The 25,578-nt window shown below is 61.7% G+C and carries 22 protein-coding genes and 1 tRNA gene; 8 read left to right on the top strand and 15 right to left on the bottom strand.

The genetic code is table 11. The annotated features are described in order from the left end of the window. Positions 1-70 precede the first annotated feature (70 nt). The 3 genes from tatA to EHF33_RS03755 form a co-directional block, all read right to left on the bottom strand. Positions 71-397, bottom strand: a complete 327-nt coding sequence (gene tatA, locus EHF33_RS03765) for a twin-arginine translocase TatA/TatE family subunit (RefSeq protein WP_124868028.1) — start codon at positions 395-397, stop codon at positions 71-73. A gap of 148 nt (positions 398-545) precedes the next feature. Continuing rightward, entirely contained in the window at positions 546-2,447 is a 1,902-nt protein-coding gene (locus EHF33_RS03760) for a protein kinase domain-containing protein (RefSeq protein WP_124868026.1), read from the bottom strand. A 140-nt stretch (positions 2,448-2,587) separates the two neighbouring features. Then, positions 2,588-2,809 carry a transcriptional regulator gene (locus EHF33_RS03755; RefSeq protein ID WP_124868024.1) on the bottom strand — a complete coding sequence of 74 codons (222 nt, stop codon included), beginning with the start codon at positions 2,807-2,809 and terminating at the stop codon, positions 2,588-2,590. A gap of 260 nt (positions 2,810-3,069) precedes the next feature. Here EHF33_RS03755 and EHF33_RS03750 point away from each other — a divergent pair, with 260 nt between their 5' ends. From EHF33_RS03750 to EHF33_RS03740, 3 genes are read left to right on the top strand one after another with little or no spacing between them, the layout of a single operon-like run. Then, complete coding sequence (locus EHF33_RS03750) at positions 3,070-4,512, top strand: VWA domain-containing protein (protein ID WP_124868022.1); 1,443 nt, start codon at positions 3,070-3,072, stop codon at positions 4,510-4,512. A gap of 52 nt (positions 4,513-4,564) precedes the next feature. Further along, positions 4,565-5,737: a vWA domain-containing protein gene (locus tag EHF33_RS03745; RefSeq protein ID WP_124868020.1), complete on the top strand. Its 1,173-nt coding sequence runs from the start codon at positions 4,565-4,567 to the stop codon at positions 5,735-5,737. Beyond that, complete coding sequence (locus EHF33_RS03740; RefSeq protein WP_124868018.1) at positions 5,734-6,510, top strand: DUF2259 domain-containing protein; 777 nt, start codon at positions 5,734-5,736, stop codon at positions 6,508-6,510. Before EHF33_RS03745 ends, EHF33_RS03740 begins: the two co-directional genes overlap by 4 nt. A 16-nt stretch (positions 6,511-6,526) precedes the next feature. Here EHF33_RS03740 and EHF33_RS03735 read toward each other — a convergent pair whose 3' ends face one another. Next, positions 6,527-8,980 (bottom strand): BTAD domain-containing putative transcriptional regulator, encoded by a 2,454-nt coding sequence (locus EHF33_RS03735; protein WP_124868016.1) that lies wholly within the window; start codon positions 8,978-8,980, stop codon positions 6,527-6,529. A 268-nt stretch (positions 8,981-9,248) separates the two neighbouring features. Between EHF33_RS03735 and EHF33_RS03730 the strand changes: the two genes are divergently transcribed. After that, on the top strand, positions 9,249-10,391 hold the full coding sequence (locus tag EHF33_RS03730) for an ABC transporter substrate-binding protein (protein ID WP_124868014.1): 1,143 nt from the start codon (positions 9,249-9,251) through the stop codon (positions 10,389-10,391). 222 nt (positions 10,392-10,613) lie between these two features. Here EHF33_RS03730 and EHF33_RS03725 read toward each other — a convergent pair whose 3' ends face one another. The 3 genes from EHF33_RS03725 to EHF33_RS03715 are packed head-to-tail and all read right to left on the bottom strand — an operon-like array spanning position 10,614 to position 13,117. After that, on the bottom strand, positions 10,614-11,168 hold the full coding sequence (locus EHF33_RS03725) for a hypothetical protein (RefSeq protein WP_124868012.1): 555 nt from the start codon (positions 11,166-11,168) through the stop codon (positions 10,614-10,616). 16 nt (positions 11,169-11,184) lie between these two features. After that, positions 11,185-12,114 carry a pseudouridine-5'-phosphate glycosidase gene (locus tag EHF33_RS03720; protein WP_124868010.1) on the bottom strand — a complete coding sequence of 310 codons (930 nt, stop codon included), beginning with the start codon at positions 12,112-12,114 and terminating at the stop codon, positions 11,185-11,187. Between the two features lie 4 nt (positions 12,115-12,118). Further along, positions 12,119-13,117 (bottom strand): carbohydrate kinase family protein, encoded by a 999-nt coding sequence (locus tag EHF33_RS03715; protein ID WP_124868008.1) that lies wholly within the window; start codon positions 13,115-13,117, stop codon positions 12,119-12,121. Positions 13,118-13,221: 104 nt separating this feature from the next. Between EHF33_RS03715 and ruvB the strand changes: the two genes are divergently transcribed. The 3 genes from ruvB to EHF33_RS03700 all read left to right on the top strand — a co-directional run bounded on the left by ruvB (position 13,222) and on the right by EHF33_RS03700 (position 15,405). Next, positions 13,222-14,229, top strand: coding sequence for a Holliday junction branch migration DNA helicase RuvB (gene ruvB, locus EHF33_RS03710; RefSeq protein WP_124868006.1), 1,008 nt, complete (start codon positions 13,222-13,224; stop codon positions 14,227-14,229). A gap of 335 nt (positions 14,230-14,564) precedes the next feature. Continuing rightward, positions 14,565-14,975, top strand: a complete 411-nt coding sequence (locus EHF33_RS03705; RefSeq protein WP_124868004.1) for a hypothetical protein — start codon at positions 14,565-14,567, stop codon at positions 14,973-14,975. A gap of 100 nt (positions 14,976-15,075) precedes the next feature. After that, entirely contained in the window at positions 15,076-15,405 is a 330-nt protein-coding gene (locus EHF33_RS03700) for a hypothetical protein (RefSeq protein ID WP_124868002.1), read from the top strand. 10 nt (positions 15,406-15,415) lie between these two features. Here the strand turns inward: EHF33_RS03700 and EHF33_RS03695 are convergent, their stop codons facing one another. The 4 genes from EHF33_RS03695 to EHF33_RS03680 form a co-directional block, all read right to left on the bottom strand. Next, positions 15,416-16,039, bottom strand: coding sequence for a rhomboid family intramembrane serine protease (locus tag EHF33_RS03695; RefSeq protein WP_124868000.1), 624 nt, complete (start codon positions 16,037-16,039; stop codon positions 15,416-15,418). Next, entirely contained in the window at positions 16,039-16,992 is a 954-nt protein-coding gene (locus EHF33_RS03690; RefSeq protein WP_124867999.1) for a PEGA domain-containing protein, read from the bottom strand. Before EHF33_RS03690 ends, EHF33_RS03695 begins: the two co-directional genes overlap by 1 nt. Positions 16,993-17,088: 96 nt before the next feature. Beyond that, positions 17,089-17,604 carry an HD-GYP domain-containing protein gene (locus EHF33_RS03685; protein WP_124867997.1) on the bottom strand — a complete coding sequence of 172 codons (516 nt, stop codon included), beginning with the start codon at positions 17,602-17,604 and terminating at the stop codon, positions 17,089-17,091. A 100-nt stretch (positions 17,605-17,704) separates the two neighbouring features. Next, positions 17,705-18,397 (bottom strand): hypothetical protein, encoded by a 693-nt coding sequence (locus EHF33_RS03680; protein WP_124867995.1) that lies wholly within the window; start codon positions 18,395-18,397, stop codon positions 17,705-17,707. A gap of 67 nt (positions 18,398-18,464) precedes the next feature. Here EHF33_RS03680 and EHF33_RS03675 point away from each other — a divergent pair, with 67 nt between their 5' ends. Further along, positions 18,465-19,148, top strand: a complete 684-nt coding sequence (locus EHF33_RS03675) for a hypothetical protein (protein WP_241191237.1) — start codon at positions 18,465-18,467, stop codon at positions 19,146-19,148. 65 nt (positions 19,149-19,213) lie between these two features. On the opposite strand, the gene EHF33_RS03670 is transcribed toward EHF33_RS03675, so the two are convergent. The 4 genes from EHF33_RS03670 to EHF33_RS03655 all read right to left on the bottom strand — a co-directional run bounded on the left by EHF33_RS03670 (position 19,214) and on the right by EHF33_RS03655 (position 25,506). Then, positions 19,214-20,026: a flagellar biosynthesis protein FlhF gene (locus EHF33_RS03670; RefSeq protein ID WP_124867993.1), complete on the bottom strand. Its 813-nt coding sequence runs from the start codon at positions 20,024-20,026 to the stop codon at positions 19,214-19,216. A gap of 7 nt (positions 20,027-20,033) precedes the next feature. Continuing rightward, entirely contained in the window at positions 20,034-21,800 is a 1,767-nt protein-coding gene (hflX, locus tag EHF33_RS03665; RefSeq protein ID WP_164473492.1) for a GTPase HflX, read from the bottom strand. 337 nt (positions 21,801-22,137) lie between these two features. Then, positions 22,138-24,915 carry a sensor domain-containing protein gene (locus tag EHF33_RS03660; RefSeq protein WP_124867991.1) on the bottom strand — a complete coding sequence of 926 codons (2,778 nt, stop codon included), beginning with the start codon at positions 24,913-24,915 and terminating at the stop codon, positions 22,138-22,140. A gap of 501 nt (positions 24,916-25,416) precedes the next feature. Then, positions 25,417-25,506: transfer RNA gene (locus tag EHF33_RS03655), tRNA-Ser, on the bottom strand. Positions 25,507-25,578: the final 72 nt, after the last annotated feature.

Raw genomic sequence — 25,578 nt, 5'->3', positions numbered from 1 at the left:
TCCAAAAAAATGGAGGGTCTAAGCGAAACTGGCTTAGACCCTCCACCTTGAAACAGATTTTTAGACTTGCTTAAGCTTGGTGAACTTCCGCCGTTTCTTTGCTGAGGCTGACGGGTGCGGCGGCCACCGGAGCGGGCGTCACGGCGCTGGCGGCACTGACCACCGCAGCGGGAGCACTCGGGGCCAGGATGGTCTGGGCGTTGGCGGCGGCGACCACTGGAGCGCTCTCTTCTTTAAAGCTGCCTTCCAACTCGTCTTTGAGGCCTTGCGTGCCTTTGCGGAACTCGCGGATGCCGTTGCCGAGCGATTTGCCCAGATCAGGCAACTTTTTGGGGCCAAACACGAGCAGGGCGGCGACGAGAATCAGCAGGATTTCGGGCATTCCTAAATTGGGCATGGTGGTGTTCCTCCGTTTATTTGAGTGTAGACAGGTGAATTTGGTTCCAGATGAAACTGGGCCGGACGCAGTGAGGGGCGCGGAAGAGGGCAAGCGGTCTTTACACCTAGATATACGCTCTTGGCGGTGCTTTTAGATGTAAGAAACCTCAGCGGTAAGCCCGTAAGGTGCCGTCCATGAAGGCGACGTAAAGGCTGCCACCGTCGGCCAGCGGAGTGGCCTGCACGCCCTGGGCTTCGCGCTGCGACCAGACTGAGCGCCCACTGTGCAGACCCAGCGCAGACAGCTCGCCCAACTCGGAAGCGAGGTAGACGTAAGAGCCGCTGATGACCGGGCTGGCCGTGACCCGTCCTCCGAGTTGGTGCATCCAAATGTCGTCGCCGCCGGCCAAAGTCAGCGCCCGCACTTGGCCGCCCCAGCCCGCCACCACCACCACATCTTCTTGCACGGCGGGCGCGGCCCACACTTCATCTTCGAGGTCGTAGCTCCACAGCACCGCGTCACTGGCCAAAGCCGCCCGGCCCGCTTTGATCTGAAGGTGCAGGGCGTGAACTTCGCCTTTCCAGGTCGCCACGATCAAGGCCGCTTCGCCTCTTGCCAGCGGAGTCAGCGCCGGCGTGGCGTGGGTGACGCCCACTTCCACTTTCCAAAGTTGACTGCCGGTTAGGGCGTCGAGGGCGTGGAGCCAGCCGTTTTCGTCGGCAATCAGGGCCGCGCCGCCCCAGATCAGCGGTGAAGCGGCGATGGGGCCGTCGGTGCGGTAGGCCCAAGCCAGCTCGCCAGTTTTGGCGTTGACGGCGTGTAAGTGCCCGTCGCGTGAGGTGACCAGCACCCGATCGCCCCAGAGGGTCGGTGCGCCGGTCAGCTCGGCGCGGGTCTGGTGCGTCCAAATCAGGCTGCCGTCTAAGCTGGCTCGCCGCAGCGCTCCGTCCCACGCGCCGTAAATCACGCCGTTGCCGAGTAGGGTGGCAGGGGCAGTCACTTCGTCGTTTGCGCCGAGAGTGGCGTGAAGATCACCGCTGCTGCTGACCAGAGCCAGTTGGCCGCTGCGGGTGCCGACGGCCAGCAGGCCCTGATGCCCCACCACCGCCGAGGGCCAGGTCACTTCACCGGGCAAGCTGATGTTCCAGCGCTCGCGCAGTTCGCTCGGCCAAGCTGGGCCGCCGAGGTGTACGCCGCTGCGGCTGCGGCCTCCCCGGTACTGTGCGGACGCTCCGGCGCGGGCCTCAAAACGGGCCTGCACCCACAACTCGGCCAGAGCGCGGGCGTGGGCCGGGCGGTTCTCGGGCTTTTTGGCCAGCAGGTGCAGCAAAATCGTTGCCACGTGGTCGGGTATGGCCGGATTGAGTTCGCGTGGATCGGGCACGTGCTCATAGACATGCTGAAACAGCACGCTCTGGTCGTTGTCGCCCACGAACGGCGGCGAGCCGCAGGCCACCCGGTAAAGCACTGCGCCCAGCGCGTAAAGGTCGCTGCTCGGCCCCACGCCGCTGCCGCGTGCTTGCTCGGGGGCCATGTACTGCGGCGTGCCCAGCGTGACTCCGCTGCGGGTCAGGTGGCGGGTGTGTTCGCTCATCGAAACCAGCCCGAAATCCATGATGCGCGGCAAGCCGTCTGCGCCGAGCAGCACATTGCCCGGCGTCAGGTCGCGGTGAACCAGCCCCTCGTCGTGAATATGCGCCAGCGCTTTTGAAACGAAAGCGGCGGCTGTCAAGAAGCGCTCCAAGCTGCCCGGCGCGTCTTCCAGCGGGCCGAGGAGGCTGATCGGGCCGCCGGTCAGCAGCGGCATGGTAAAAAAGTCGCGCCCGAGATCTTGTCCCAGGTCGTGAATGGCCACCACGCCAGGGTGTGAAAGCCGCGCCAGTATCCTGACTTCGCGCAAAAACCGTTCACGATCCAGAAAGTGGACTTGTTCGTGCAGCGCTTTGAGGGCCACGTCGCGCCCGAGGTGCAAATCGGTGGCGCGGTACACCAAAGCGCTGCCGCCCTCGCCGATCATTTCGTGCAGCAAATAACGTCCAGTTAGAGTTTGGCCTGCGCTCAGCGGCATAGAGGCCGAGTCTAGCTTGTTCGGGAGAGAAGTGGGCACTCTGAACTCAGAATGTAATGAGGCACACTCTGTCAGGAAAGTCGGTGTCGGCAGCGCGGTTTTTCACAGTCCCCAGCTTGAAGGCTCAGAGTGTCCAGACCTCAGTCGTCGCGCAGATCGTTGGCGTCGAGCAGCGCCCGGTATTCGTCTATCGGCTCACCGTCGCCCAGTTCTTTGGCAATTTTTTCGATGGCCAGCCGCACCACTTCGCTCTTAGAAATCAGGCGCTCAGGGCTGGACAGTTCATAGGCGGTTTTGGTCAGCAAAGCGTCTTGCTCCTCGCTGATGACCACTTGTAACCGCTTGCGTTCCTTTTTGGGCATTGATACTCCTGAGCTGGGGGCTGATCTCCCACGCACCTTCGGCTCTGAGCCTAGCATGTTCGCCCTCACCTGCTCAATATGCACAAAAGCCTACAGATGAGTGTGGTTGCGCTGCGCGTGTCGGCAACCTTGAGTGAGAGGCGGCTGCCGTTTGAGGTGGCTGGCGTTTACGGCGCTGGCCTACGCTCTGCCTACGCTTCCTCGGTAAGGTAAGGCCAGAGAAACACGCTCAATAAGCAAACACCCTGCGGAGGTGCGCTATGCCTAGACCGATTTTTCCTTTTTTGGTGCTGACATCAAGTCTCTTGTCAGGCTGGGCTGCTGCCCAGAGCGCCACCAACATTCAACTGATTTTGGACGCCTCGGGCAGTATGTCGGGCAAACTGCCGGACGGCCAAACCCGCATCGCTTCGGCTCAATCCACCTTGACCCAGTTTCTCTCGGGCCTCAACGCCGATTCTGGCTTGAATGTCGGGATGCGGATTTACGGCGCGGGCCTCAAAGCGGGTCAGCAGTGCGAAGACTCGGTACTCGTGACGCCGATGAAGGGTTTTGACAAAACGGCCCTGCAAGCGCAGGTCAACGCCGCCAAACCTAAAGGTGCTACTCCGATTGTGTATTCGCTGATGCAAGCAGCCGCCGATTTTCCGAAAGACGACAGCCAAAAAGTCATTGTTTTGGTGACGGACGGTGAAGAATCCTGCGGTGGCAAGCTCAATGACGCGGTGGCCCTCTTCAAAAAACTGGGCATTCAAGTAGACCTACGCATCATCGGCATTGACCTCAACGAAAAGGCCCGCAAGAGTTTTGAAGGTGTAGGAACTTTCGAAAACGCCCGCAGTGGCAGGGAACTCGGTGAGGCACTGAACCGCGCGACGGCCAGCGCTCAAACGGGCAAATACGCTGTCTCAGGCCCCAAAACTGCTGGAGCAGGCAGCAACATTGCCATCAAGTGGACGGGGCCGAATAACGAGGGCGATTACGTGACTATCGTGCCTAAGGGTGCGCCCATCGGTCAATACAAGGATTACTTTTACACTAGAAATGGCAATCCAGGCAGCCTTACTGTGCCGCTCGTTGCGGGTGAATACGAGCTGCGCTACTCCAGCGAAAAGGCCCGACCCAACCCGACGCTGGCCAGTAGCCCCATTACCCTGACGCCGGCGGCGTACAGCTTATCGGGGCCAAAATCCGTTGGGGCAGGAAGTGTCTTTGAAGTCAAGTGGACAGGGCCAAACAACTCTGGCGATTACGTGACTATCGTGCCTAGGGGTGCGCCCGTCGGTCAATACAAGGATTACTTCTACACCAGAAACGGGAACCCCGGCAAATTGACCGGGCCGCTCGATCCCGGTGAATACGAGTTGCGCTACTCCAGCGAAAAGGCCAATCCCAACCCCACCCTGACCAGCGTTCCTATTACCCTGACCGCCGTGAAGTACGGGCTCTCGGCTCCTTCCAGCGCCAAAGCAGGCAGCAGTATTCAGGTCAAGTGGACGGGGCCAAATAATCCTGGCGATTACGTCACGGTGGTGCCCAGAGGCACGCCAGTCGGACAATACAAGGATTACTTCTACACCAGAAATGGCAATCCCGGCACGCTCAAAATTCCTGCACAGCCGGGCAGCTACGAAATTCGGTATTCCAGCGAGAAGGCCAGTCCCAATCCCACGCTGAGCAGCATTTCCATCGAAGTGCGCTGAACGCGTCAGCACCCCACGTCCAAAGTAAGCGGCCCAAGACAGGAGGAACACCATGTCCAGACCGGAGATTCTTCTGCTGACGCTGGCTCTGGGGACATCGGCAGCCGCCGCCCAGAGCGTCACGAATGTCCAACTGATCTTGGACGCCTCGGGCAGTATGCTCGGCAAATTGCCGGACGGTCAGACCCGCATCGGCTCGGCCAAGAGCACGCTCACGCAGTTTTTAAGTGGCCTCAACGCCGATTCCGGCTTGAATGTCGGGATGCGGATTTACGGCGCGGGCCTCAAAGCGGGCCAGCAGTGCGAAGACTCGGTACTCGTGACGCCGATGAAGGGCTTTGACAAAACGGCCCTGCAAGCGCAGGTCAATGCCGCCAAGCCTAAAGGTGCTACTCCGATTGTGTATTCGCTGATGCAAGCGGCCGCTGATTTTCCGAAAGACAACAGCCAGAAAGTCATTGTGCTGGTGACGGACGGTGAAGAATCCTGCGGCGGCAAGCTCAATGACGCGGTGACGATGTTCAAAAAACTGGGCATTGACGTGGACATCCGCATTATCGGCATAGATCTGAATGCAAAAGCCCGCAAGAGTTTTGAAGGCGTGGGAACTTTTGAAAATACCCGCAGCGGTGCGGAGTTGGGCGCGGCGCTCAGTCGGGCGACGGCCAGCGCTCAAACCGGAAGATATGGAGTGTCAGCGGCCAAAACAGCCACTGCAGGTGACACCATTGAAGTGAAATGGACGGGGCCGAATAATCCTAGAGATTACATCACCGTGGTCAAAAAGGGCGAGGCAGAAGGCAAACCCAGTGGCAAATCCGTACTGACCAAAGACGGCAATCCGGCCAAACTGCTGCTGCCACCACAAGCGGGTGAGTATGAACTTCGTTACTCCAATTTCAACGCTCTCCCCAATCCTACCCTTGCCAGCTCGCCCATTACACTCAAACCAGCAATGTATGGATTATCGGCCCCCAGCAGTGCTAAGGCGGGCAGCACCATTGAAGTGAAGTGGACGGGGCCGAACAATCCCAGAGATTATGTCACCGTGGTCAAAAAGGGCGAGAGAGAAGGTCAGTACAGCGGCAAATCCGCATTGACCAGAGATGGCAATCCTCTCAAGCTCAAATTGCCCGATCAGCCGGGAACATACGAACTCCGTTATTCCAATTTCAACACTATTCCCAATCCCACGTTGTTCAGCGTCGTCATTGAGGTGAAATGATGAAATGCCTCCTGACGCTGCTCCTCTGCGCACTGCTGGGTCAGGCCGCCGCTGACCGCGCCGCGCCAGAGTTTTACGGCTTTTCGCCGGATGGACGCTACGCAGCTCTTGCTCAGCACGGTATTCAGGAGGGCAGCGGCTTTGCTTATACCGAACTCTGGGTGGTGGACAGTGCCAAGAATACCTTGCTAGAGCGCTTTTATAAGCAAACTGAACAGGGCGACGGTGGAGGGCGGGCCGGGTTACTGAACATGCAGCAGGTCTATGCTCAAGCTGCGCCGATCCTCAACCGCCTCGGCATCAGCGATTTGCGGCGCGGCAGTGTGATTTGGAAGCGCACGCCGCCCAACTTGCGTCCGCAGCCAAGCGGCCCCGATGTCTTTCCCGCCGAAATACCGGGCAGGCCAAATATGCCGCCCCCTCAAAACTATCCGTTGGAAGTGGGAGGGGCATTGTGGCTGTTTCACCTCTGGCAACTTCCTTTTGGCCCGAGTCAAGCTTGTCCGCCTGCCGGAGAATTTTCAGGCTTCTCACGTGGCCTGAAACTCACGGTCACATCTAGATCCAAGCCCAATACCGAAGTCACCACTACGCTGCAAGAAGACGCGCGTGTGCCCACCAGCCGCCGCTGCGCCTTTCATTACGATCTGGCGGAAGTGAGGGTGCAGGGCAACTTTATGGCCGTCACGGTGGCGATGTACCGCGATTCAGGATTTGAGGCCACGACCGATATTCGTTACCTCCTTGTCACGGGGCGCAGGCCAGACCGTTGAACGGCCAACCCAAACCTCATTTCTCAGGGGAGAGCTGCTTAACCAAAGCGCGGCGCAGCGTGGGCGGCAACCCTTGACCGGCCCGCGCCGCCGCCTTCAGGTACAGCTGCCACGTCTGGGTGCTGCCCTCCAAGCGGTTCAGGAGCCGAGCGGCGTGCAGCGCATACAAAAACGGTTCGCGGGCGAGGCGGCGCAGCACTGAGCGCTTCACGGGCCGCTGTTCGCGCCAGGCCAGCTGGCAGCAAATCAGTTCCAAGCGGGCCAAGCGGTTGGGAGTGCGGGCCAGTTGTCCGGAAGTGTTGAATTGGCTGAGTGCCTCCAGGTGGCGGCGTATCTGGTCAGGAGCAGTGAGAAAGAGCGCCGCGTCTAAGCGGCCTTCCACCAACAGTTCCTGATAACTGGCCGCTTCAGCTTGTGCCAAGAGCGCCAAAAGTGGCTGTTGGTCTTGGTCTTGCAGAATGCTCAAAATTCCCAAATGGAGTGCCACCTGTTGCCCGATGCGGTCAAGCTGTCCGGCGGGAACAGTCGCCAGCCGCGCTTCTAAGCGCTGCCGGGCCGCGCCGAGAGCGCCGCAGTGCCACTCAATTTCTGCCAACACCAGATCGGGCAGGGCCGCGTGGGCAGCGTCGGGGATGGGCAGGTCTTGCAAATCTTGGGCGGTGTTCCACGCCAAGCCCAGTGCGCCGCGCCGTAGGTGCAAGGTGGCGAGATTGCGGTAAGCCATGTGGAGGCTGGGCGTGTGGTTCAGTTCCCGCGCCAAGCTGAGCGTTTCTTGGTTGCCGCTGATGGCAGCTGCGGTATCACCCAACTTTTCAGCGGTCACGGCGAGGTTCAGCACGATGCCGAGGGCGCTCGGCAATTGGCCCAGCGAGCGGGCCAGACTCAGGGCGTCTTCCAGGGTGTGGCGGGCTTCGGCTAGACGTTCTTCTTGACCGTAGACCGCACCCAGATTGCCCAGAAAGCGAACCTTCAGTTCGGGCGGCGGTTGATATGCCAAGCCCGCTTGATAAGCGGCGCGGGCCTCAGCGTAGCGCCCCGCTCTTAAGCGTAAGTTGCCACGGAGCAGATGCAGGCGGCAGCGTAAATTGAGATCCACCGTGATGTTGGCCCGTTCTAAGCGCTCCACGACGCTGAACGCTGCGTTGATGGAGAGGTCGGCTTGGCTGAGTTCACCGCGCAGCAGCTTGGCGGTGGCGGTACTCAGGTGAGCGGTCAGCAGCGCCGCGTCGCTTTGCCAGCGCTGGGCATACGTATGGAGGGCCTGTGCGTTTTGTTCTAAGCCCGGCGCGTCGGCGAGCAGTTCTTGAAGTCCGGCCAGCTCGCTCAGCAGTGGCAAGCGGGCTTCGTCGTCGAGCAAGCTCAGCGCCTGCGTGTAGTGCTGCCGCGCCGCCGCATAAGCACCGATGCGCTGGGCTTGTTGTGCTGCGCGGGTAAGGCTCTGAGCAGCTTGATCGCAGCGGCCCGCTGCTTGCCAGTGCTGAGCGATCAGCGCCCAAAAGGTGTGAAGAGGCGTTCCCACTGGGCGTTCATTCAATTCGCTGAGCCAGTGGGCCAGCCGGCCCTGCCAAAGGGTTGCCAGCGGCGGTGAGAGCGGAGGCACAGCCTCAAGTTCCGTTGAGTTGTGTTCTGCTCCAGACAGCCACTGCGCCACTTCGAGTTCGGGCAGGCCCACCACCTTGCTCCACAGCGCGGCGCTGCCCGGAGAAAGTTCGGGAGGCAGCAAGCGGCGGGCTTGGGCCAGCAACTCAGCGTAGTCGTGCCCGTTTCCCAGCAGCGCGGCGGTGCGTGGGTGCGGCTCGCTGCTCAGTGATTTCAGTTCACGTTTGAGCGCGTTGTACACGGCGCTGGCCTGATCACGCCGCCCACTTTGCACATGCAAACTCATCAGGCGTTGGGCAGCGTCTTCGTCTGAGGGGTCATCGTTGAGTAGGGCTTCAAGGCACAGCTCCGCGTCCTCCACTTTGCCTGCTTGGGCACAGTAAGCGGCCTGGGCACGCCGAGCGCGTTGCAGCAGTTCTGACAATCGGCGGCGTTCGTCTTGCTGCCACGCTTCCAGGTCGGGCAACTCGGTCGCGTCCAGCGGCAAAAAGGGAGCGGTGGCCAGCGCCAGGGCTGCGCTGTGATCGGCACTCCCCAGAGGTTGTTTGCTCAGCGTGTTTACCAAGCCCTCAAACTCGGCGGTGTCGATCTTGGCCTTGACATGGACGCCGCTGCCCTGATCCCAGAGCCACTCGCCAGCACCTGGCAATCGCCGCAGGCTGCCCAGGGCTTGGCGCAGATTATGCGGGCGTCCACTTGGCCAAAACAGCCGCATCAACTCGCTCCTGGCCGTCTCCCGCCCAAGGTGAGCCAAATACGCCAACAGCAAGCGCGTTTTGCCGCGCACCCGCAGCACTTCACCGCCGTAAGCGAAATGGGGTGAGCCGAACAGCCGCACGCTGAGCATGAAGGTATTATGCCCCGGTTTCATAAAGATAACGCTCAGATGAAATAATCAACAGGGAAGAAGGGTTGGTTAGGCTGAATTCAAAGCTGGCCTCGCCCGTTATTGTGCAAGAAAAAATTCTTGTCCAGCACAGTATCCAGCAGCGTAACCCAGGCATTTGACAGCGCCCTCGGCGGCGTGCCACCATAGCTGACCCACATCGTTTAACGTCGCCGTTTTTCAGGCACAGCTTGTCCCACCATTGTTTTGGCACTTTCTGGGACGCGGCGACTTTTTGAATCGGAGGTTCATTATGAAGCAATTACGCTCTTTTGGTATCGCTCTTCTCGGTTGTTCGTTGCTCGGCTTCGCGGCCGCCGATAAAGTGGTCAGTATCGGCTACAGCGGCCCGCTTTCCGGCGGCGCGGCGTTTTACGGCAAAGACGTGCAGTCGGGCCTCGATATGGCCATCGACGAACTCAACAAATCGGGCGGCGTGACCGTTAAAGGCGAGAAAGTCACCTTCAAGTTGGTGGCCCTCGACGACAAGTACCTGCCCAACGAAACCGCCACCAACGTCAAGCGACTGACCTCACAGGGCATCGACGTGATTTTTGTGCCGCACGCTGGCGGCATCCTGACGGTGCAGGCCTTCAACACCCGCGATCCTCAGTTTTTGTTGGCGGCCTACTCTTCTGAACCCAAGATTCTGGAAGCCAACAACCCGCTGACCTTCATGTTGCCGCCGCGCTACGACGTCTACGTCGCGCCGTTCGTGCAAAAGGAAATCGCCACCTTCGGCAAGAAATTGGGCATGGTCGGCACCACCTCGGCTTACGGCAAGGCTTGGGGCGACGTGGTGTCGGCAGAGTGGAAAAAGCAGGGCGGCACCATCGGCACCAACAACGGCGTGGACTACGGCACCACCGTGGACTATTCCAGCGCCGTGACCAAAGCGCTTTCCGAGAAACCCGACGTGCTGTTTATCGGTGGGCCTTCGCAGCCCACCGCCTTGGTGGTCAAAGCGGCCCGCGAGCAGGGCTTTAAAGGCGGATTCATCGTCATGGATCAGGCCAAGTTCGAGCAGATGAGCCAAATCGTGCCGCAGAGCTACCTCAACGGCGCGGTGGGCGTGCTCCCGGTGGCCGAGTTCCCCGGCACTCAGGTGTTCAGCGCTCAGTATCAGCGCCTCTACAAAAAAATCCCCACCAGCGAGGCGGCCCTCAACTACATGGGCATGAACGTGATCGCCAAAGCGATGGAGCTGGCCGGAACCACCGAAGATCCAATGGCGATCCGTGCCAAGCTGGGGCAGGCCGCCACCTCGCTGCCGCGCAACAAAACCGTCTACAGCCTTAAGAGTGTCACGCCTCAGGGCCACATGGACGCCGATGTACTGGCCGGATTTATTCAGGACGGCAAATACACCCGCCTGCGCCTGACCAGCCTCAAGTAAATTCTCCTCAAGCGCGTCCCTCACCTGTCATTGGCGGTGGGGGCGCTTTGTTTATGCGCTTTTCTCGCTAAGTACGGCCAGATTACCGTTTTGGGATTCCGCCAAAAACGCTCCATCCCTCCACTCTCATCTGGCCGTACTTTTCCACCTTCTCGCTTTGCTCGGTTTATCTAAAGATAAACGTTGTTCTACTTAATCACCTTTTACGGCCCGCTTCCTTTTCTAGTGGCACTGATTGACGGCTGTAGCTGCCGCGCCAAAGCCCTGCGCTTCAAAGGTGTAGTCGAGAGGCCCAGTCAGCACGCCGGTTTTGAGGGGTTTGAGCTGAAGGCGCAGCGTTTTGCCTGCCGTCAATCCGGCGGCGATGGCCGCGTTGGCCGCCGGATCGAGGAACGTGAACGCCGACAAATCCAGTTTGCCAGCCACTTCATACGAGCGCAGCGTTTTGACTGCCAGCGGCCCAGCGCTGCCGACTTGATACGTCACTCGGTAGAGCTTGTCCAAGTCGTTGCGCTGGCCCTTGTCAAACAAGGCGTATTTGCTGCTGAGGCTGGCCAAATAGCCGCCGCCGATACAGCGCAAACTCAAATAGCTCTTGCTGGTGTCGGTGTACCGCTCGTCCAGATAAATGACGCTGTTGTTTTGTTTCTTGGTGTCCTGAGAAACCTCATACGACACTTTGCTGTCCGGCACCCGCACTTCGGCGGCGAGGCCGGTGGTCAAAAGAGCTGCCGTCAAACTGAAGACGGCGAGCAGCAAAGAATGTGAAGGAGACATAGGACAGTTTAGAGGATTACCCCAAGTCTTGGAGTTCGCAGGCGATCTGGGCGGCCACCACCGCGTTGTTTTTGACGAGCGCGATATTGGCCGTTAAGCTGCGCCCACCGGTGATCTCCACGATTCTGCCCAGCAAGTAAGGCGTGGTGTCTTTGCCTTTGATGCCCTGCGCCGCCATGTCCGAGAGCGCTTGCTCGATGACGGGGGCAATTTCGGCGTGAGGGATTTCGGCTTCGAGCGGAATCGGGTTGGCGATCAGTGCGCCGCCTGCCGACTGGCTTGGCAGAGCCAGCGACCACTGGGCGTGGAGGGCGCGGGCCACTTCTGCGGCGTCCTTGGCCATCAGCGGCGCGGCGTAACCCGATTCGCGGCTGTAAAAAGCCGGAAAGGTCGGCACACCGTAGCTGATCACCGGCACGCCCTGCGTCTCCAGGTATTCCAGCGTCAGGCCGATGTCCAGAATGCTCTTGACTCCAGCACTCACCACCGCGACGGGCGTGCGGGAGAGTTCGGTCAGGTCGGCGCTGATGTCGTAGCTCTGCTCGGCTCCCCGGTGAACGCCGCCGGTACCGCCAGTGGCAAATATCCGAATGCCAGCCAGCGCGGCTATACGCATGGTGGTGGCCACTGTCGTGGCTCCGTGCCCGCCCGAGGCTACCGTGAACGGCAGATCGCGCACGCTGATCTTCTGCACGGTTTTATCGGTGCCCAAAATCTCCAATTCTTCATCGCTGAGGCCCGCTTTGAGTCGCCCGCCGATGACGGCGATGGTGGCCGGCACGGCTCCAGCGAGGCGAATCAGGCTCTCGACCTCGCGGGCAGTTTCTACATTCTGGGGGTAGGGCATGCCGTGGCTGATGATGGTGCTTTCTAAGGCCACCAGCGGGCGACCATCATAAATGGCCTGGGCCACTTCCGGCGTGAAATCGAGGAGGGGGTGAGACATACCTTCAGGGTAACGTGTTTGGAGCGAAATCAAGTGCGGGTCGCTCCAAGTTGGCTGCCAGCAAAGCGGGTGACAAATCCGCCCGCACTGCGCCGGGCGCTTCGATGGTCAGCGCGGCGCAGAGGTGCGCCCGAGTCAGCGCGGCGGGCCAGCTTTGGCCGTGCCACAGGTGAGCCAGCAGCCCCGAGAGCAGGGCGTCTCCAGCTCCGGTCACGTCCAGCACGTCAGCTTGGCGGGCGGAGGTATACAGGAGTTCTTCACCCACCAGCACGCTTCCGCGCTTGCCCAAGGTCAGCAGCACCCACTCGGCTCCCTGTCGCCGCAAATGCTGGGCGGCGTCAATCAGGGTGCTGTCATCTTCAATTTCGGCCAAGTCCATTCCACTCAGCGCCGCCAGCTCGGCCCGATCAGGGCTCAGCAGCCAGACGGGGCGGGCGGGGGAGAGCAGCGGGCGCAGCCGCTCCGCTTTGGGAGCGCTGACCGGCTCGAGCGCCACCGGCAGGCCGCGCAAGGCAGCTTCGTCCAGCAAAAAGGCCACCACGTCCGGCGGCAAATTGGCGTCCACGATCAGGGCGCTGGCTCCCGTCAGCGGCTCGGCCCACCCGCTGACGTCGGCGGCGCTGAGCTGAGCGGTCAGGGCCATGCTGCTCAGGCCCGCGTGCAACTCGCCGCTTTCTTCCAGCACCGCCGTATAACTTCCGGTGGGGCCACTGCGCCGCAGCACACCTGAGACGTCCACACCGCTTTGCTCGGTGAGGCTCAGCAAACTGGTGCCGAATAGATCGTCGCCCACCACGCCCAGGAGCTTGGTCGGCACGCCGAGTTGCGCCAGATTCTGCGCCAAGTTGCGGCCCACCCCGCCCGCCGAAAACGTCGTGTGCGCCGGATTGCTGGTGCCAAGGCGCAGTGGCGCGTGTGAGCGGCTGAGAATGTCGGTGTTGAGGCCGCCTGCCACCACGAGGGGGCCACCGGACGAAATGAAGACTGGAGGTTGACGCGGCATGGGCCTCAGCTTAGCGCCGCCGAACCGTGTTGCTCTGGCTTCTTGTCCAGCCGCAATAGCTCTAGGCTATTTCGTAAAGAGCAGAATTGCGTTACACTGAGAGCATGTCCCAGCCCGAAGGCAACAACGACGCCGCCCTGCGGCCCAAGACCCTCAGCGAATATGTCGGCCAAGTCAAACTCAAAGACAAGCTCAGCGTGTATTTGCAGGCCGCCCGTAACCGCCGCGAAGCGCTGGATCATACGCTGCTGTTCGGGCCGCCCGGACTCGGCAAGACCACACTGGCGCACATCATTGCCCACGAACTCGGCGTCAATATCCGCGTGACCTCCGGCCCGGCCATCGAAAAGCCCGGCGACCTCGCGGCCATCCTCACCAACAGCCTCGAAGAAGGCGACGTGTTGTTCATTGACGAAATTCACCGGCTGGGCCGCATTGCTGAAGAGCACCTGTATCCGGCGATGGAAGATTACAAACTTGACATCGTGCTGGGACAAGGCCCCGCCGCCCGCACCATCGAGCTGCCGCTGCCGCGCTTTACTTTGGTCGGCGCGACCACCCGCCCCGGCTTGATCAGCGCCCCGATGCGCTCACGCTTTGGCATTATCGAGCACTTGGAGTACTACACGCCCCAAGAAATCGCCCTCAACTTGCTGAGAGACGCCCGCTTGATGGGGTTTGGCTTAGCGGACGACGCGGCCCTGGAAATCGGCGCACGTTCACGTGGCACCATGCGGATTGCCAAACGGCTGCTGCGGCGGGTGCGCGACTACGCCGAGGTGGCGGGCGAAAGTGTCATCGGTATGGAGCGCACCTACAGCGCCCTCGAAAAGCTGGGCTTGGACACGGCGGGCTTAGATGACCGCGATAAGAAATACCTCGAGACCCTGATTCATCGCTTTGCGGGCGGGCCGGTAGGCGTCGATACGCTCGCCACTGCCATCAGCGAGGACGGTTTGACGCTCGAAGACGTCTACGAGCCGTACCTGATTCAGCTCGGATTTATCAAGCGCACGCCGAGGGGCCGGGTCGCCACCGCGCACGCCTATCAGCATCTGGGCTTACCGGTGATGGGCCATCCTGACGACGATTTGCCCCTGTTTATTAACTGAAGTTTGAAGACTGAAGGCGGCTCCCAGTTGTGTTGGTGGGCCGCCTTCAGTCTTCAAAAGGCGGAAACGTGAGCAGAAGTTCCTGAGTTTGCACTGCCCGGATCAACGGGCAAGCGTGCTCATGGGCACTGTTTTGCCCAACACCACCTCTTTCAGAGCGGGGCAGAACGTTCCCGGAGGACTGACAACCCTCACATGCGCCATCAGCATTGGAGGATGCCACTTATACTGCGTGCATGCTACAGCTCAGGTTCAGGCGCATCCGTCCACTCCTCAGTGTGCTTGGACTCGTGGTTGTGCTTGCGGCCTGCTCTTGGGGGGGCGATACTCGCTCAGTGCAGGCCACCGAACAAGCGGTGATCGACGCTGCCCGTGACGCCATGCTCGCGGCTGCGAAAGCCGTCGGTGGCAGCCAACTCAAAGCAGGGGTACGCTGGTCCGGGTGTCCGGGCGGCGTTGGTAACCAATACATGGGCGGGGGAGTCATGAAGGCTCCGAAGGGCGACACCTCTCTCCAGCTCGAAGCCATTCGGTCAGCGGTGGTGAAGGCCGGATTCACCGACGTCACTCAGGTTGAAGGGAAGGTCAGCGTTGAGCGCGACGACATCAATCTCACCATGGGGTACCGCATATTCGACCACAGTTGGCCCATCTCCTTCCGCTCAAAGTGTTACAGATATTTCAAAGCTGAACATCAACGGGTGAAGGCTAGCGTGTACAAAGATATTGAGGGCCTCATCCCCTGACGTAACCCAGTTCACTCTTCGAGCATTTTGGGCACTCTGTAACAGTGAGCTGACAGTTGTAGGCGCATGCAAGAGCCTCAGCACGGCCAGCTTCAGCGAGGTGCGTTATCTCGGCACCTTCTCGCAGGACGTGAGCCGCTTCGCCAACACTAACGTGCAGTATTTGTTTCAGGGGTTCAGCCGCGAAGGTCAGTACCTGATGACGTTCAACGCTTCGTTTGCTGGCAATAAGTTGCCCAGCTGCGGCGCGTTGGAAGTGCATGGCTACGGCGTGGCCCCGCAACCCAACGGCACCACTGCCGACCAAGTCCGCTACGAACGTGCGGTGAAGGCCTACTTTCAGCAGACGGCCCAAATCCTGAGCGAGGGCGGTACTGCTCCCGAAGCGCAGCGCCCAGATCAGCTGGTGCTGTCGTTGCAGCTCAACTAAACTCCCCGCCCTAAAACCGTGCGGCTGAGCGTCCCGTTTGACCTGTGCGGCGCGGCGTCAGCCACCTTGAGGCCAGCACGCCTGCCAAAAAGCCGAACAAGTGACTTTCCCACGAGATGTGCGGGTCATGCGGCAGCACGCCCCACAGCGCTCCGCCGTAGAGCAGCAGAGCCAGCGCCGCCGTGAGAATAGAAACGGGGCGGCGGTCGTGCCAAGCGCTGGCCAGCAGCAGCCCGAAGTAACCGAACACCAGTTCGCTGGCTCCCAAGTGGTCGCCGCCGCGCGCCAGCAGCCACACCAGCAGGCCGCCCACGACCACGATGATCAGGGTGGAGAGCAAAAACCGGCCCACTCCGCGCAGCGCCGTCAGGAAGGCCAGCACCGCCAGCGGCAGCGTGTTGCTGATCAGATGGGTAAAATCGCCATGCAAAAACGGAGCGGTGAAGATGTGACTCAGGCTGCCCAACTGACGCGGCTCGATGCCGTAAGCGTCCAGCGAGCCGCCGAAAATCAGTTGATCTAGGATTTCTTGCAGCCAGATGATGCCAATCAGTGCCGCCGTGACGACGCCCGCGCCGCGCAGTTGGTTGCGGGTGGTCAGCCGCAGCGGCTCAGACTTTACGGGTCTGTTCATCACTGGCTCTGGCAACTCAGTTGCTCGCCTTCCGGCTGACACGAAACGTTCAGGGTCTGCTTGCCGCTCAGCGTGACGCCTACCCATGCGGCTTTGAGCCCCGAACCGCTTGGCGTGATGGTCAGATCGTAGTCTCCGGCGGGGAGGTCGGCGCTCAGCGGCGTGTTGCCGCGCAGTTCGCCGTTCTTACCCAACACCTGCACCCGCGCTGCCACGCTGCTGCTGACGCTCAGGCGGCCTTTCGGTGGGTTGTAGCGCAGCGCCGCCTTGACTTGCAGAGTCTGGTCGGCGGGCACCTGCACCGTCTTGGTCAGTGGTTCAAAATTGGTGCGCTCCAGCCGCAACGTCGCGCTGCCTGCTAGCACGTCATTCAAGGTCAGTGGGGTGGTGCCCCGGTAGGTGCCGTTAAGATACACGCTCACGTCTAAGGGATCGGTCAGCACCTTGAGGCTGCCGTAATCGCCCACCCGGTAGACTTGCGTCACCACATTCCAACTGTTGCTGGGCAACTCCGCCGCCGCCAATTTGACCGCTTCGGCCAGCTTGTTCACGCTGCTGCCGAGCACTGGGAAGTTGAGCGGGCGCGGGCTGCCCACCACGAAGACCTGGGTATAGCCGGTCACGGGCGGCAAGTTGAAGAGTGCCGCCTGCTGAGCCGGCTGGACATTGGGCGTCAGGAGCTGCGCGGCGGCTTGTTCGGGGAGCAGCAATGCGTAAAAGTAAGTCGGCGCTTGCGTGCCTGCGACTTGCACGCTGAGCTGCGCCGGCCCGGGGCGGCGGTAGTGCCCGTCTGAAACTTTGGAGCCGCTGTCGATCAAACGCGCCGACAAAGCGAGATCGGAGCCGAAGCGGGTTTGCAGCGGGGCGGGCACGCAAGCGGTGAGCAGCAGCGGCAGTGTCAGGAGTGGCAAGGTCAACAGTGGGGTCAGCAGCGAGAAGGAAGAGCGCTTCATAGCCTCAGTGTAGAGAGCTGCGGTCGGGGAAACGTCACCCAAAAGTCAAACTCGGTACGGCGTCGAGGGTGAGAAAGACTCAGTGGTGCGCCGTTCTCACTCCGTCCCGTCATGAGCGCTCATCCGTAAGTAAGCGTTCACCACTTCGGGATCGAAGGCCAGTCCGCGCTCCCACACCAAGCGCTGCGCCCGAACGTCCGGCGGCAGGTGGCCCCAGTGATCTAGAGCGTTGGCCACCGCCAGCACGCGGGCGAGGCCTGAAATGGCCGAGCCACGCAGCCCGCACGGAAAGCCGCGCCCGTCCCAGCGCTCATGGTGCTGGCGAACGGCGTCTAAAGTGGCTCTGGGCAGGTCTTGGCCGATCAGCAGATCAGCGCCCACCCTCGGATGTGCTCTGGCGTCGCCGCCCGGCGGGATCAGCGAGCGCCCGATGTCGTGCAGCAGTGCGGCCCTGCTCAGCGCTTCCAGCTCTGGGCCGCTCAGGTCAAGCATCTGGCCCAAGTTCAGCGCCAAGTCCCGCACGCGCTCAGGATGTCCGGCGCGGACAAAACTGGCTTCACGCCGCGCCAGGGCCCGCGAGCCTTGCCAAACGATCAATTGACGAGAAAGCATGAGCGCAGTTAAGCGCTCGCTGCTGATGCGGCTCTTTCTGATGATGAACTGCTGCTCATCTAGACAGCATGACGCTCTCAATCAGCTTCGGAGGTGAGCCTCAAGTCAGGGGCAGCGGCCATTCCGCTTGGATGTGCCAGTGGGTGTTCTCGGCGGGTTTGACACACAGCGCCAAGCTGCCGACTTCAAGGCGCTCAAAAGGCTGCGTGAGCGCTTCGAGCCGTGCCCACAAGCCGTCTGGGTCGTGGCCGCCGTAAGGCTGAACCAAAGTGAAGTGCGGCTGGTAGGTGTCTAAGCCCCTCGGCGTGCGGAGAAGCTGCATCCTGGCAACCTCAAAGGGCCGCTGCCATTTGCCCGCCGCCACTTCCGCGTCAAACGGTGAGGCGGTCACGAAGGGCGCGAGCCGTGCGGAAAGCAGGGTGTGCAGCATCAGAAAGTCGGGGGAGGCTTCAAAGCGCTGCACCCAAACGCGCCCGTCTTCCCAGACTGCGAGGTGGCCGCCTCCAAGCGTCAAGTCCGCGCCCGGCGAGAAGCAGCCCAAACACAACTTGGCCTCTTTCTCAATGGCGCTCAGTCTGTCGGGATCGGTGTAAAAGCCCTCGACCACAGTCAGGTGGAAGCCGTAGGGCGCGGCGCTCTCCTGCCATTCGGGGTGCAGAAACTCGGGCAGCGGCAGCACCTGCTGGGCGCGGACATCGTAGCCCAGAAGCTGGCTGCCGAGTTGATAAAACGGGCTGCTGGCGGGGGGCACCAGATAAACGGCAAAGCGGGCGGCGTCGGGGAAGTCGGTCATGGTTTAGCTTGACACGGCAAGGTCAGATCTGTTTAAGGTCAGTGCCGGAAGCGTTACACTGCGGCGCGTGAACTTAGCCGACTTCGGGCACTGGTCAGACGCGCAGCAATTCCGTGAACTGCAAACGGCGGTTCCGACGCAGGGGCAGCACCCTCAGGCGGCGGCGCTGGCCCTGCGTGCGGGCGTGCCGGACGCGGCGCTGCGCTGGGCCTTGATAGCCGGTGAGCGGCAACTGGCAGCGGCGGCGGCGCTGCGACTTGGCCAAACCGCTCAGGCTTTAGAACTGATCGCCCCACTGCCGCATACCGCCCGCCGCGCTGTGCTGCTGGCCCGCGCCCACGCGCTTGAGGGTCAAACAGAGCTGAGTTGGGCCGAGCAAGCCCGTCAGCAGGCCCGCTCTGAGGGAGACGCTTCCGCGCTGGTGGCCGCCGTGACCTTGCTGGGTGAATTGCAACTGGCCCAGCCTTACGCCGCTCTCAGAACATTGGCCGAGGGGCTGAAAGTGGCGGAACTGGTGGGCGGCGCTGCCGACGCGCACTTGCTGGCGGTGCTGGCCTACGCTCAGCGGTTGGTGGGCGGTTCTGGCAGCACGGCCAAAGCCGAGCGCACCGCCCACAAAGCCTTGGAGCGCTCCATGCCGCGTAGTCCGGCCCGGATCTGGGCGCTGCTGGCACTGGGACGCCTGGCCGAAGCGCAGGCCGAAAGGGAAGCGGGGCAATTGGGGGCGGCGTGGTGGCCGTGCTCAAGTTGAAGCGGCAAAACGAAGCGGCGCACCAAAGTTTAAGGTGCGCCGCTCTGGTCGTAGAAAACTGAAAGTTACTTATCTAATGGGTCAGGGTTGCGCTCGGCCCGTTCGCCTTCGGTCAAGGTAATCGGGTGGCGGCGCATCTTGTCGCGTTCGGCTTCGTCACCGACGCCGCTGTAGTCTTTGCGGTCTGGCAATTCTTTGCCCAAATCGGTCATCACGGCCTCGCCGTCTGGGCCATCGGGTTTCACCGGTGCAGTGGGCTGTTGGTCGTCGTTCATTCTGGCTTCCTCCTTGGCCCGCCAAATCCGCGAGGCGGCAGTGGAAGGCGCGGTGATGGATGGGGTGGCTGAGCGCTCCACGAACTGCGGGGCGTTGCTGTTGGCAGCGGGCTGAACTGGGGCAGATGGCTGCGGGCTGGGGCGCGGCGCGTCTGAAGGCGGCACCGGATGAGCCGCGCTCTGGCCCAAGTCGGGCAAGTCACCGAGGTTGGGTTCCGAGCCGTCGCTGGCCGCAGTCTCCGTGAGGAACACCGGATTGGCGGAGACGATCTCCAGCACTTCGGCCGTGCGGGTGCGGGCCGCCGCCGCCTGAACCGCCTCGCTGTGGGTTTGTTCTTCTTCCGCTTCACCGAGTTCGAGAATGAGTTGCTCGCGGCTGGCGATTTCTTCGTTGAGCCGCTCCACATCGCCCCTCAGCTCATCCAGCACGCCCTGATCGGCGTCGGCATGGTAAGCGCGGCCCAAACGGGCATACAGGCCGTCGAGTTCGCGGGCAAGCTGATAGATTTCTACGCGCAGCTTGGCGCTCTGGGCCACTTCTTCGCCCCGCCGCTGCACCTTTTCGGCTCCGCGTTTTACAGAATTGAAGATGTTATCAAGCATATGTGCTTCAGTCTGTACTGACCCAGGGGATATTGGGTGAAGGACGGCTGAGCGCGGCCTTCACGTTCTCGCGCTCCAAGCGGGCGGCTTCTTCGGCGTCTTGCCGGCGCACCTGCAAGTCTTCGAGCGTCTGAGACAGCACGTTTTTGAGTTGCCCCAAACCCTGACCACTGTGGGCGCTGATCGGCACGCCGCCGAGTCTGGCCCGCTCGTGTTCCAGCGTCTCGGCGTCGGCCTGATCGGCTTTGTTGAGGGCCACCACCGTCGGCAGGTCACCGATCTCTAGGTCTTGCAAGATGCGCGTGACGGCGGCGTGGCGGGCTTCGGCTCCCGGCGCAGCCGCGTCCACCACATGCAGCAAAATGTCGGCGTCGCCGATTTCCTCCAAGGTGGCCCGGAAGGCTCGGGTCAAATCGGTGGGCAGATCGCGGATAAAGCCCACCGTGTCGGTAAAGACCACCGGCCCGACGCCTTCCAGGAAGCCCTGACGGCTGGTGGGGCGCAGCGTGGCAAACAGTTTGTTCTCGGCCAGCACCTTGCGCGGCTCTTCGGCGGCGTGGGTAAAGGCGTTGAGCAAAGTGGACTTGCCCGCGTTGGTGTAGCCGACGATGCTGATAACTGGCACATCGTTGCGGCCACGCTGCTTGCGGCGTTCTTCGCGCCGAACCGCGACTTCCTTGAGCTGGTTTTCCAGGAAAGATAACCGGTCGTTGATCCGGCGGCGGTCGAGCTCCAGCTTGGTTTCGCCGGGGCCGCGTGTGCCGATGGCTCCGCCTGCTGCCGAGCCGCCCGACGCCCCGATGCGCGAGAGCCGGGTGCCCGCGCCCAGCAGACGTGGCTTCATGTAGCGCAGTTGGGCCAGTTCGACTTGCAGGCGCGACTCCACGCCCTGCGCGTGCAGCGCAAAAATATCGAGGATCAGTTGGGTGCGGTCGAGCACTTTGAGGCCAGTGGCTTCTTCGATCTCACGGGCCTGCGCTGCGCCGAGTTCCTGACCGAAGATCAGCAGTTCGGCGTCTTCGTGGTAGGCCTTGCTGGTCAGCTCTTCGAGCTTGCCCGCGCCGATCAGCGTGCCGGGCTTGAGGTGCCGTCTGAAGATCAGTTCGCGATAGACCACTTCAGCCCCGGCAGTGCGGGCAAGTTCGCCGAGCTCGGCGAGGCGCTCCTCGGCGTCCACTTCGCCCTGATCGATTTGTACCAAGATGGCGCGTTCGCGCCCCTTTTTGGCTTCGCGGGTGCGCTGGGAGCGGGCGATTTCTTCTTCGAGGGCGCTGACCTGCGCGGCGAGGTCGAAGTTTTCCATCTCGGCGGGGCTGGCCGGCGGATAAACGCGCCAGTCTTCTTCCTCACCCACCGTGCCGGGCGGGGTCAGGTGGGCCAGATGCACGTTGCCGGGCAAGCCGTCTGGACGTACCTCGATGGCCGCCACCGCGTCGAGGCGGCTCAAAAACAGCGCTGAGAGGTCGCCTTTGCTCAGGCCGCCGCCTTTGGGGTGGGTGTGCAGCAAATGAAAGCCCGACAAGCGGGTTTCGCCTTTGCGCAGCGGTGGCAGCTCGGCAGCCTTGGCGTCGGCCACCGACACGCTGATGACCCGTCCTCGCCGGTCAATCAGCACGCTGATCTCGCGCCGGATTTCCTGCGAGAGTTCGCTGAGGTTGCGGGCCAGCTCCGGGCTGGTGACGCTGCCGGGCGCGAGGCGGCGGCGGTACAAGTTACTGAGGCTCTTTTGCTGGCCGGTTTTGAGGCCCGATAGATTACCGTGGACTTTCTCTATGTTGATTCACTTCCTTGTGGGGTGAGGAGGAATGGAAAGCGCCCGCCTGAAGAAAGGCAAAAAGCGCGAACTGAAAACGTGCCTGTAGGTTAGCGCAGGGGAGCGAAGTCAATCGTAAGAAGGGTTTGTGGGGAAGGAAGCGTGGGGTTTATTTTTCTTCCCAAGCGACGTTGCTTCTTTCCGAGTGTCGCTGTGTGCCCGCCAAATTCAGTTCCAGATCATGCTCTTACTATCGCGCCTGCTTGGCCTCGCCGCATCCGCCGAATGGCCTGCCGAGGTTGCAGCAACCAAAAATGCGGCCCATGCTTTCACAGGGGCCACACGGAGCGAATCGTTCTCAGTCCAGCACCTGCGTTGCCAGCCAGCGTTCGAATTCAGCCAGCGCCATCGGCGGCGAGTAGAAAAAGCCTTGAGCGGCGTGGCAACCGGCTTTTTCCAGAATTTTGGCTTGGGCCTGTGTTTCCACACCCACCGCGATGACTTCCAAGTTCAGTTTGCGGGCCAGGTCCACTGTGCCTTCCAAGAGGGCCAGGTGGCGCGGGCCGCTGAGCAAATTGGCCACGAACGAGGGGTGCAGCTTGACGCCGCTGAGCGGAAAGCGCTCCAGGGCAGTCAGGCTCGACGCGCCGTCACCGAAATCGTCGACCCAGATGTGCGCGCCGTGCTGGCGCAGCTCGGCGAGGGCCGCGCTGGTGTGGGCGGCGGCTTTGCTGTGCAGCGCCGAGGCGGAGTCCGGCTGAATCAGGCTGCTGGCGCTGAGTTCGAGGTCTAAGCCGCCGACTTCGCGCACCTGTTGCCCAAACTCGCTCAGCACGTCTTCGTCGAGCAGTTCGGCGGCACTGAAGTTGATGGCGAGGCGGAGTTTGGGGTGCGGGCCTTGCCAGCGCTGCCGCTGGGCGCTGACTTCGGCCACCACCCAGCGCCCCAGGGCGGGCAACATCCCGGTGCGCGAGGCCAGCGGCAAAAACTGAGCGGGCGAGAGCAGGCCGCGTGTAGGGTGTTTCCAGCGCAGCAGCACCTCCGCGCCCTGCACTCTGCCGCCGTGCAAGTTGATGACCGGCTGAAACAAGAGGGTCATCTGCGAGGGCAGTGCGCCGCGCAAATCGTGTTCGAGTTCGAGCAGGCCCGCTTCGGCGCTCATCATCTCTGGTCGGTAAGACTGCCGCCCAGCGCGGCCCGTGCGCCTGGCCGAGAGCAGCGCGGTGCGGGCATGTTCGAGGAGTTGTTCGGCGGTGTCCGCGCCGCAGGCCACGCCCACGCTGGCACTGATGCGCATCTCGCGCCCGCCGACCCTCAGCGGCATGGTCAGGAGGTGCTGCACTTCGTCGGCCAACACCAGGGCCGAAGCGCTTTCTATTTCTGGCAGCACCAGCGCGAAGTGTTCGCCTTCCAAGCGGGCCACTTGAGCGTCTTTGCGCCAGTGGTGCAGCCTCGCGGCGACCTGAATCAGCAAGTGATCGCCCGCCGAGCGCCCCAAAGCTGACTGCAACACCCCGAAGTCGTCCACGCTGAGGCTGAGCACGCAAAGCTGTTTGTGGGCCTGCTGGACGAGTTTGGCCCGCAGGCCCGGCCAGTTGGGCAGGCCGGTGAGCGGATCGTGGGCCGCGTCGTGTTTGAGGCGGTCTTCAAGGTTTTTGAGGGTGGTGACGTCGTGTAAATAAAGCGCCAGCGGCTCGTTGCGTTGCGGCGCACCCTCACCCGTACTCAGCCGTGCGCCGGTGATTTGCAGCGAGCGGCGCAGGCCGTCCGAGCGGGTCAGCACCGCCGACAGAACTCCGCCGTCTAGGCTGGCCTGAGTAGTCAGCGTGACTGTCGAAAGCGGCGTGAGATCGGGGCGCGAGAGCTGCACATTGAGCGCTTTGAGGAGCCGGCCCAACGGCACGCCGCCCGGCACACTCAGGGCGCTGCGTTCGACGCCCAGCAAGGTGGCGGCGGCTTCGCTGGCCAGCCAGACCGGGCGCTCACCGCTGTCGTCCGCCGCGCCGAGCAGCAAGGTGGCTTGCGGGCTGTGGGCGATCACGCCGCTGAGCAGGCGGTGCTGGGCGCTGTCCATTTCTTGACGTTCATGAAAATGAAACTCGGCCACCACCAGCGCTTCACCTTCCATGAACAGAGGCTCAGGTGTGGCGGCGTCTTCTGGCGGCGCGTCGTCACTGCCGAGAGCGTCTTCCAATTGGTCGCCGCAGTACAGCGAAATGATGGCCCGCTCGCCGCCTAAAACTTGCAAAGTGCACTCGAAGCGCTGCTGAGGCTGCGAGAGTGCTTCGGTGAGCGCTTCAGTGAGCTGGCGCTCAACTTCTGCGGGATCATGCCAAATCGGCCATTGCCACAGCAAGGCGTTTTGCGGGTCAGCCGTACCTGGCAAGCTGCGGCGCAGCGACTCACTGCGCTCCAGCACTTCGCCGCTGCTGCTCAGCACAGCGGTGGGCAACCGGGCACCCAACAGCAGCGCATTGATCCGTGCCGAGAGCGCGATTTCCTGCGTGATGTCGTACATCGTCCACAGCACGCCCGCCGCCGCGCCGCCGTAATAAGGCCGCATCTGTGAGCGCAGCCAAAAGCCGCGCCCGCCGGACGAGCCGGGCAGCCACTCGCGCTCCTGATAAGCCGCCCGCCCCGCCGCCACTTGCCGCAGCAGCAGCGACGTGTGGTTGCGCGTTGGGAAAACCGCGTCAAAGCTCTGGCCGATCACCTGCGCGGCGCTGAGATGATGAAGTTCCAAGAATCTGCGGCTGACTTGCTGAAATACCAAATCGCCGCTGAGCCAAGCCGCGCCTTCGGGCAACTGGGTAATCAGCACGTTGGCCTCGCGCTGGCTGCTGTCGCTGCGGGCAGCGGAAAGCAGCATGGTCAGCAGCTGCACGGTGCTTTCAAGCACGGCTTGCTGCGACCACATCAGGCCCAGCAGTGCGCCGTCACGGGTAAGCCAGGTCAGCTCGCCGCTGTCAAACCACTCGTCGGGTGGCGTGAGGTCGCGCACCAGCAGCGGCGACGTATCGGCGCTCATCAGCAGGGTCTGGCTGCCCAAGCTGGCCAGCAAGGTGCAGTCAGGCGCGTGGCTTCGCAGCAATTCTCTGAGGGTATTTGGCAACGTAGTGTCTACGGTTAAAGTCATGGATGAGTCAACCTCTCTGCTCTTTATTGTCCTCAGTTTGTCTTACAAGCCCCATGCAAATGCACGTTTTCAAGCAGTTGTGTGCAGGGGGGGCTAGGGGGGATAGACAACTGAGCACCCACTGAAAATGATGACCGGTGGTCAGAAACAAGAAGACGAAAATTCGTCAAAGAAGTGACGATTACATTCTTTGAGCTGAAACTCAGAATGTGCAGCGTTTTGAACAGATTTTCGAGGCACTGCCTTTCGTCGACTCAGCGCCCAGTATTCAAAAAGCCTGCAAAAATTTTATCTGACCATTGGTCTAAAGATTGTCTCTGAATATTTAAAACTGGCCTTTCAGAAAAGCAGATAATCCTCTCTATGAGCTAAAGGTGTGATTTAGTTTTCTGAATTTCTTCAAAGAGAAAAGCAACTTTGGAACTCATCAAAAAAGCCACACTCTTTTAAGGAGGTGCGGCTTTTTCGATGTTGAGGCAAATACGCTTTGGTTCTTTGCGGTGGCGGAGAGGGTGGGATTCGAACCCACGGTACAGTTGCCCATACTTCAGTTTTCGAGACTGACCCATTCAACCGCTCTGGCACCTCTCCACACGCTCGGCACTCACGCCGAACGCGTGAGCGAGGCGAAGTGTAGCACGCGCTCAGGACGCCTTCAAGGGG

The sequence above is a fragment of the Deinococcus psychrotolerans genome, assembly GCF_003860465.1.
Lineage (GTDB): Bacteria > Deinococcota > Deinococci > Deinococcales > Deinococcaceae > Deinococcus > Deinococcus psychrotolerans.
Note: the sequence above shows the minus strand (reverse complement) of the source record. Positions and strands in the feature narration are given on the sequence as shown.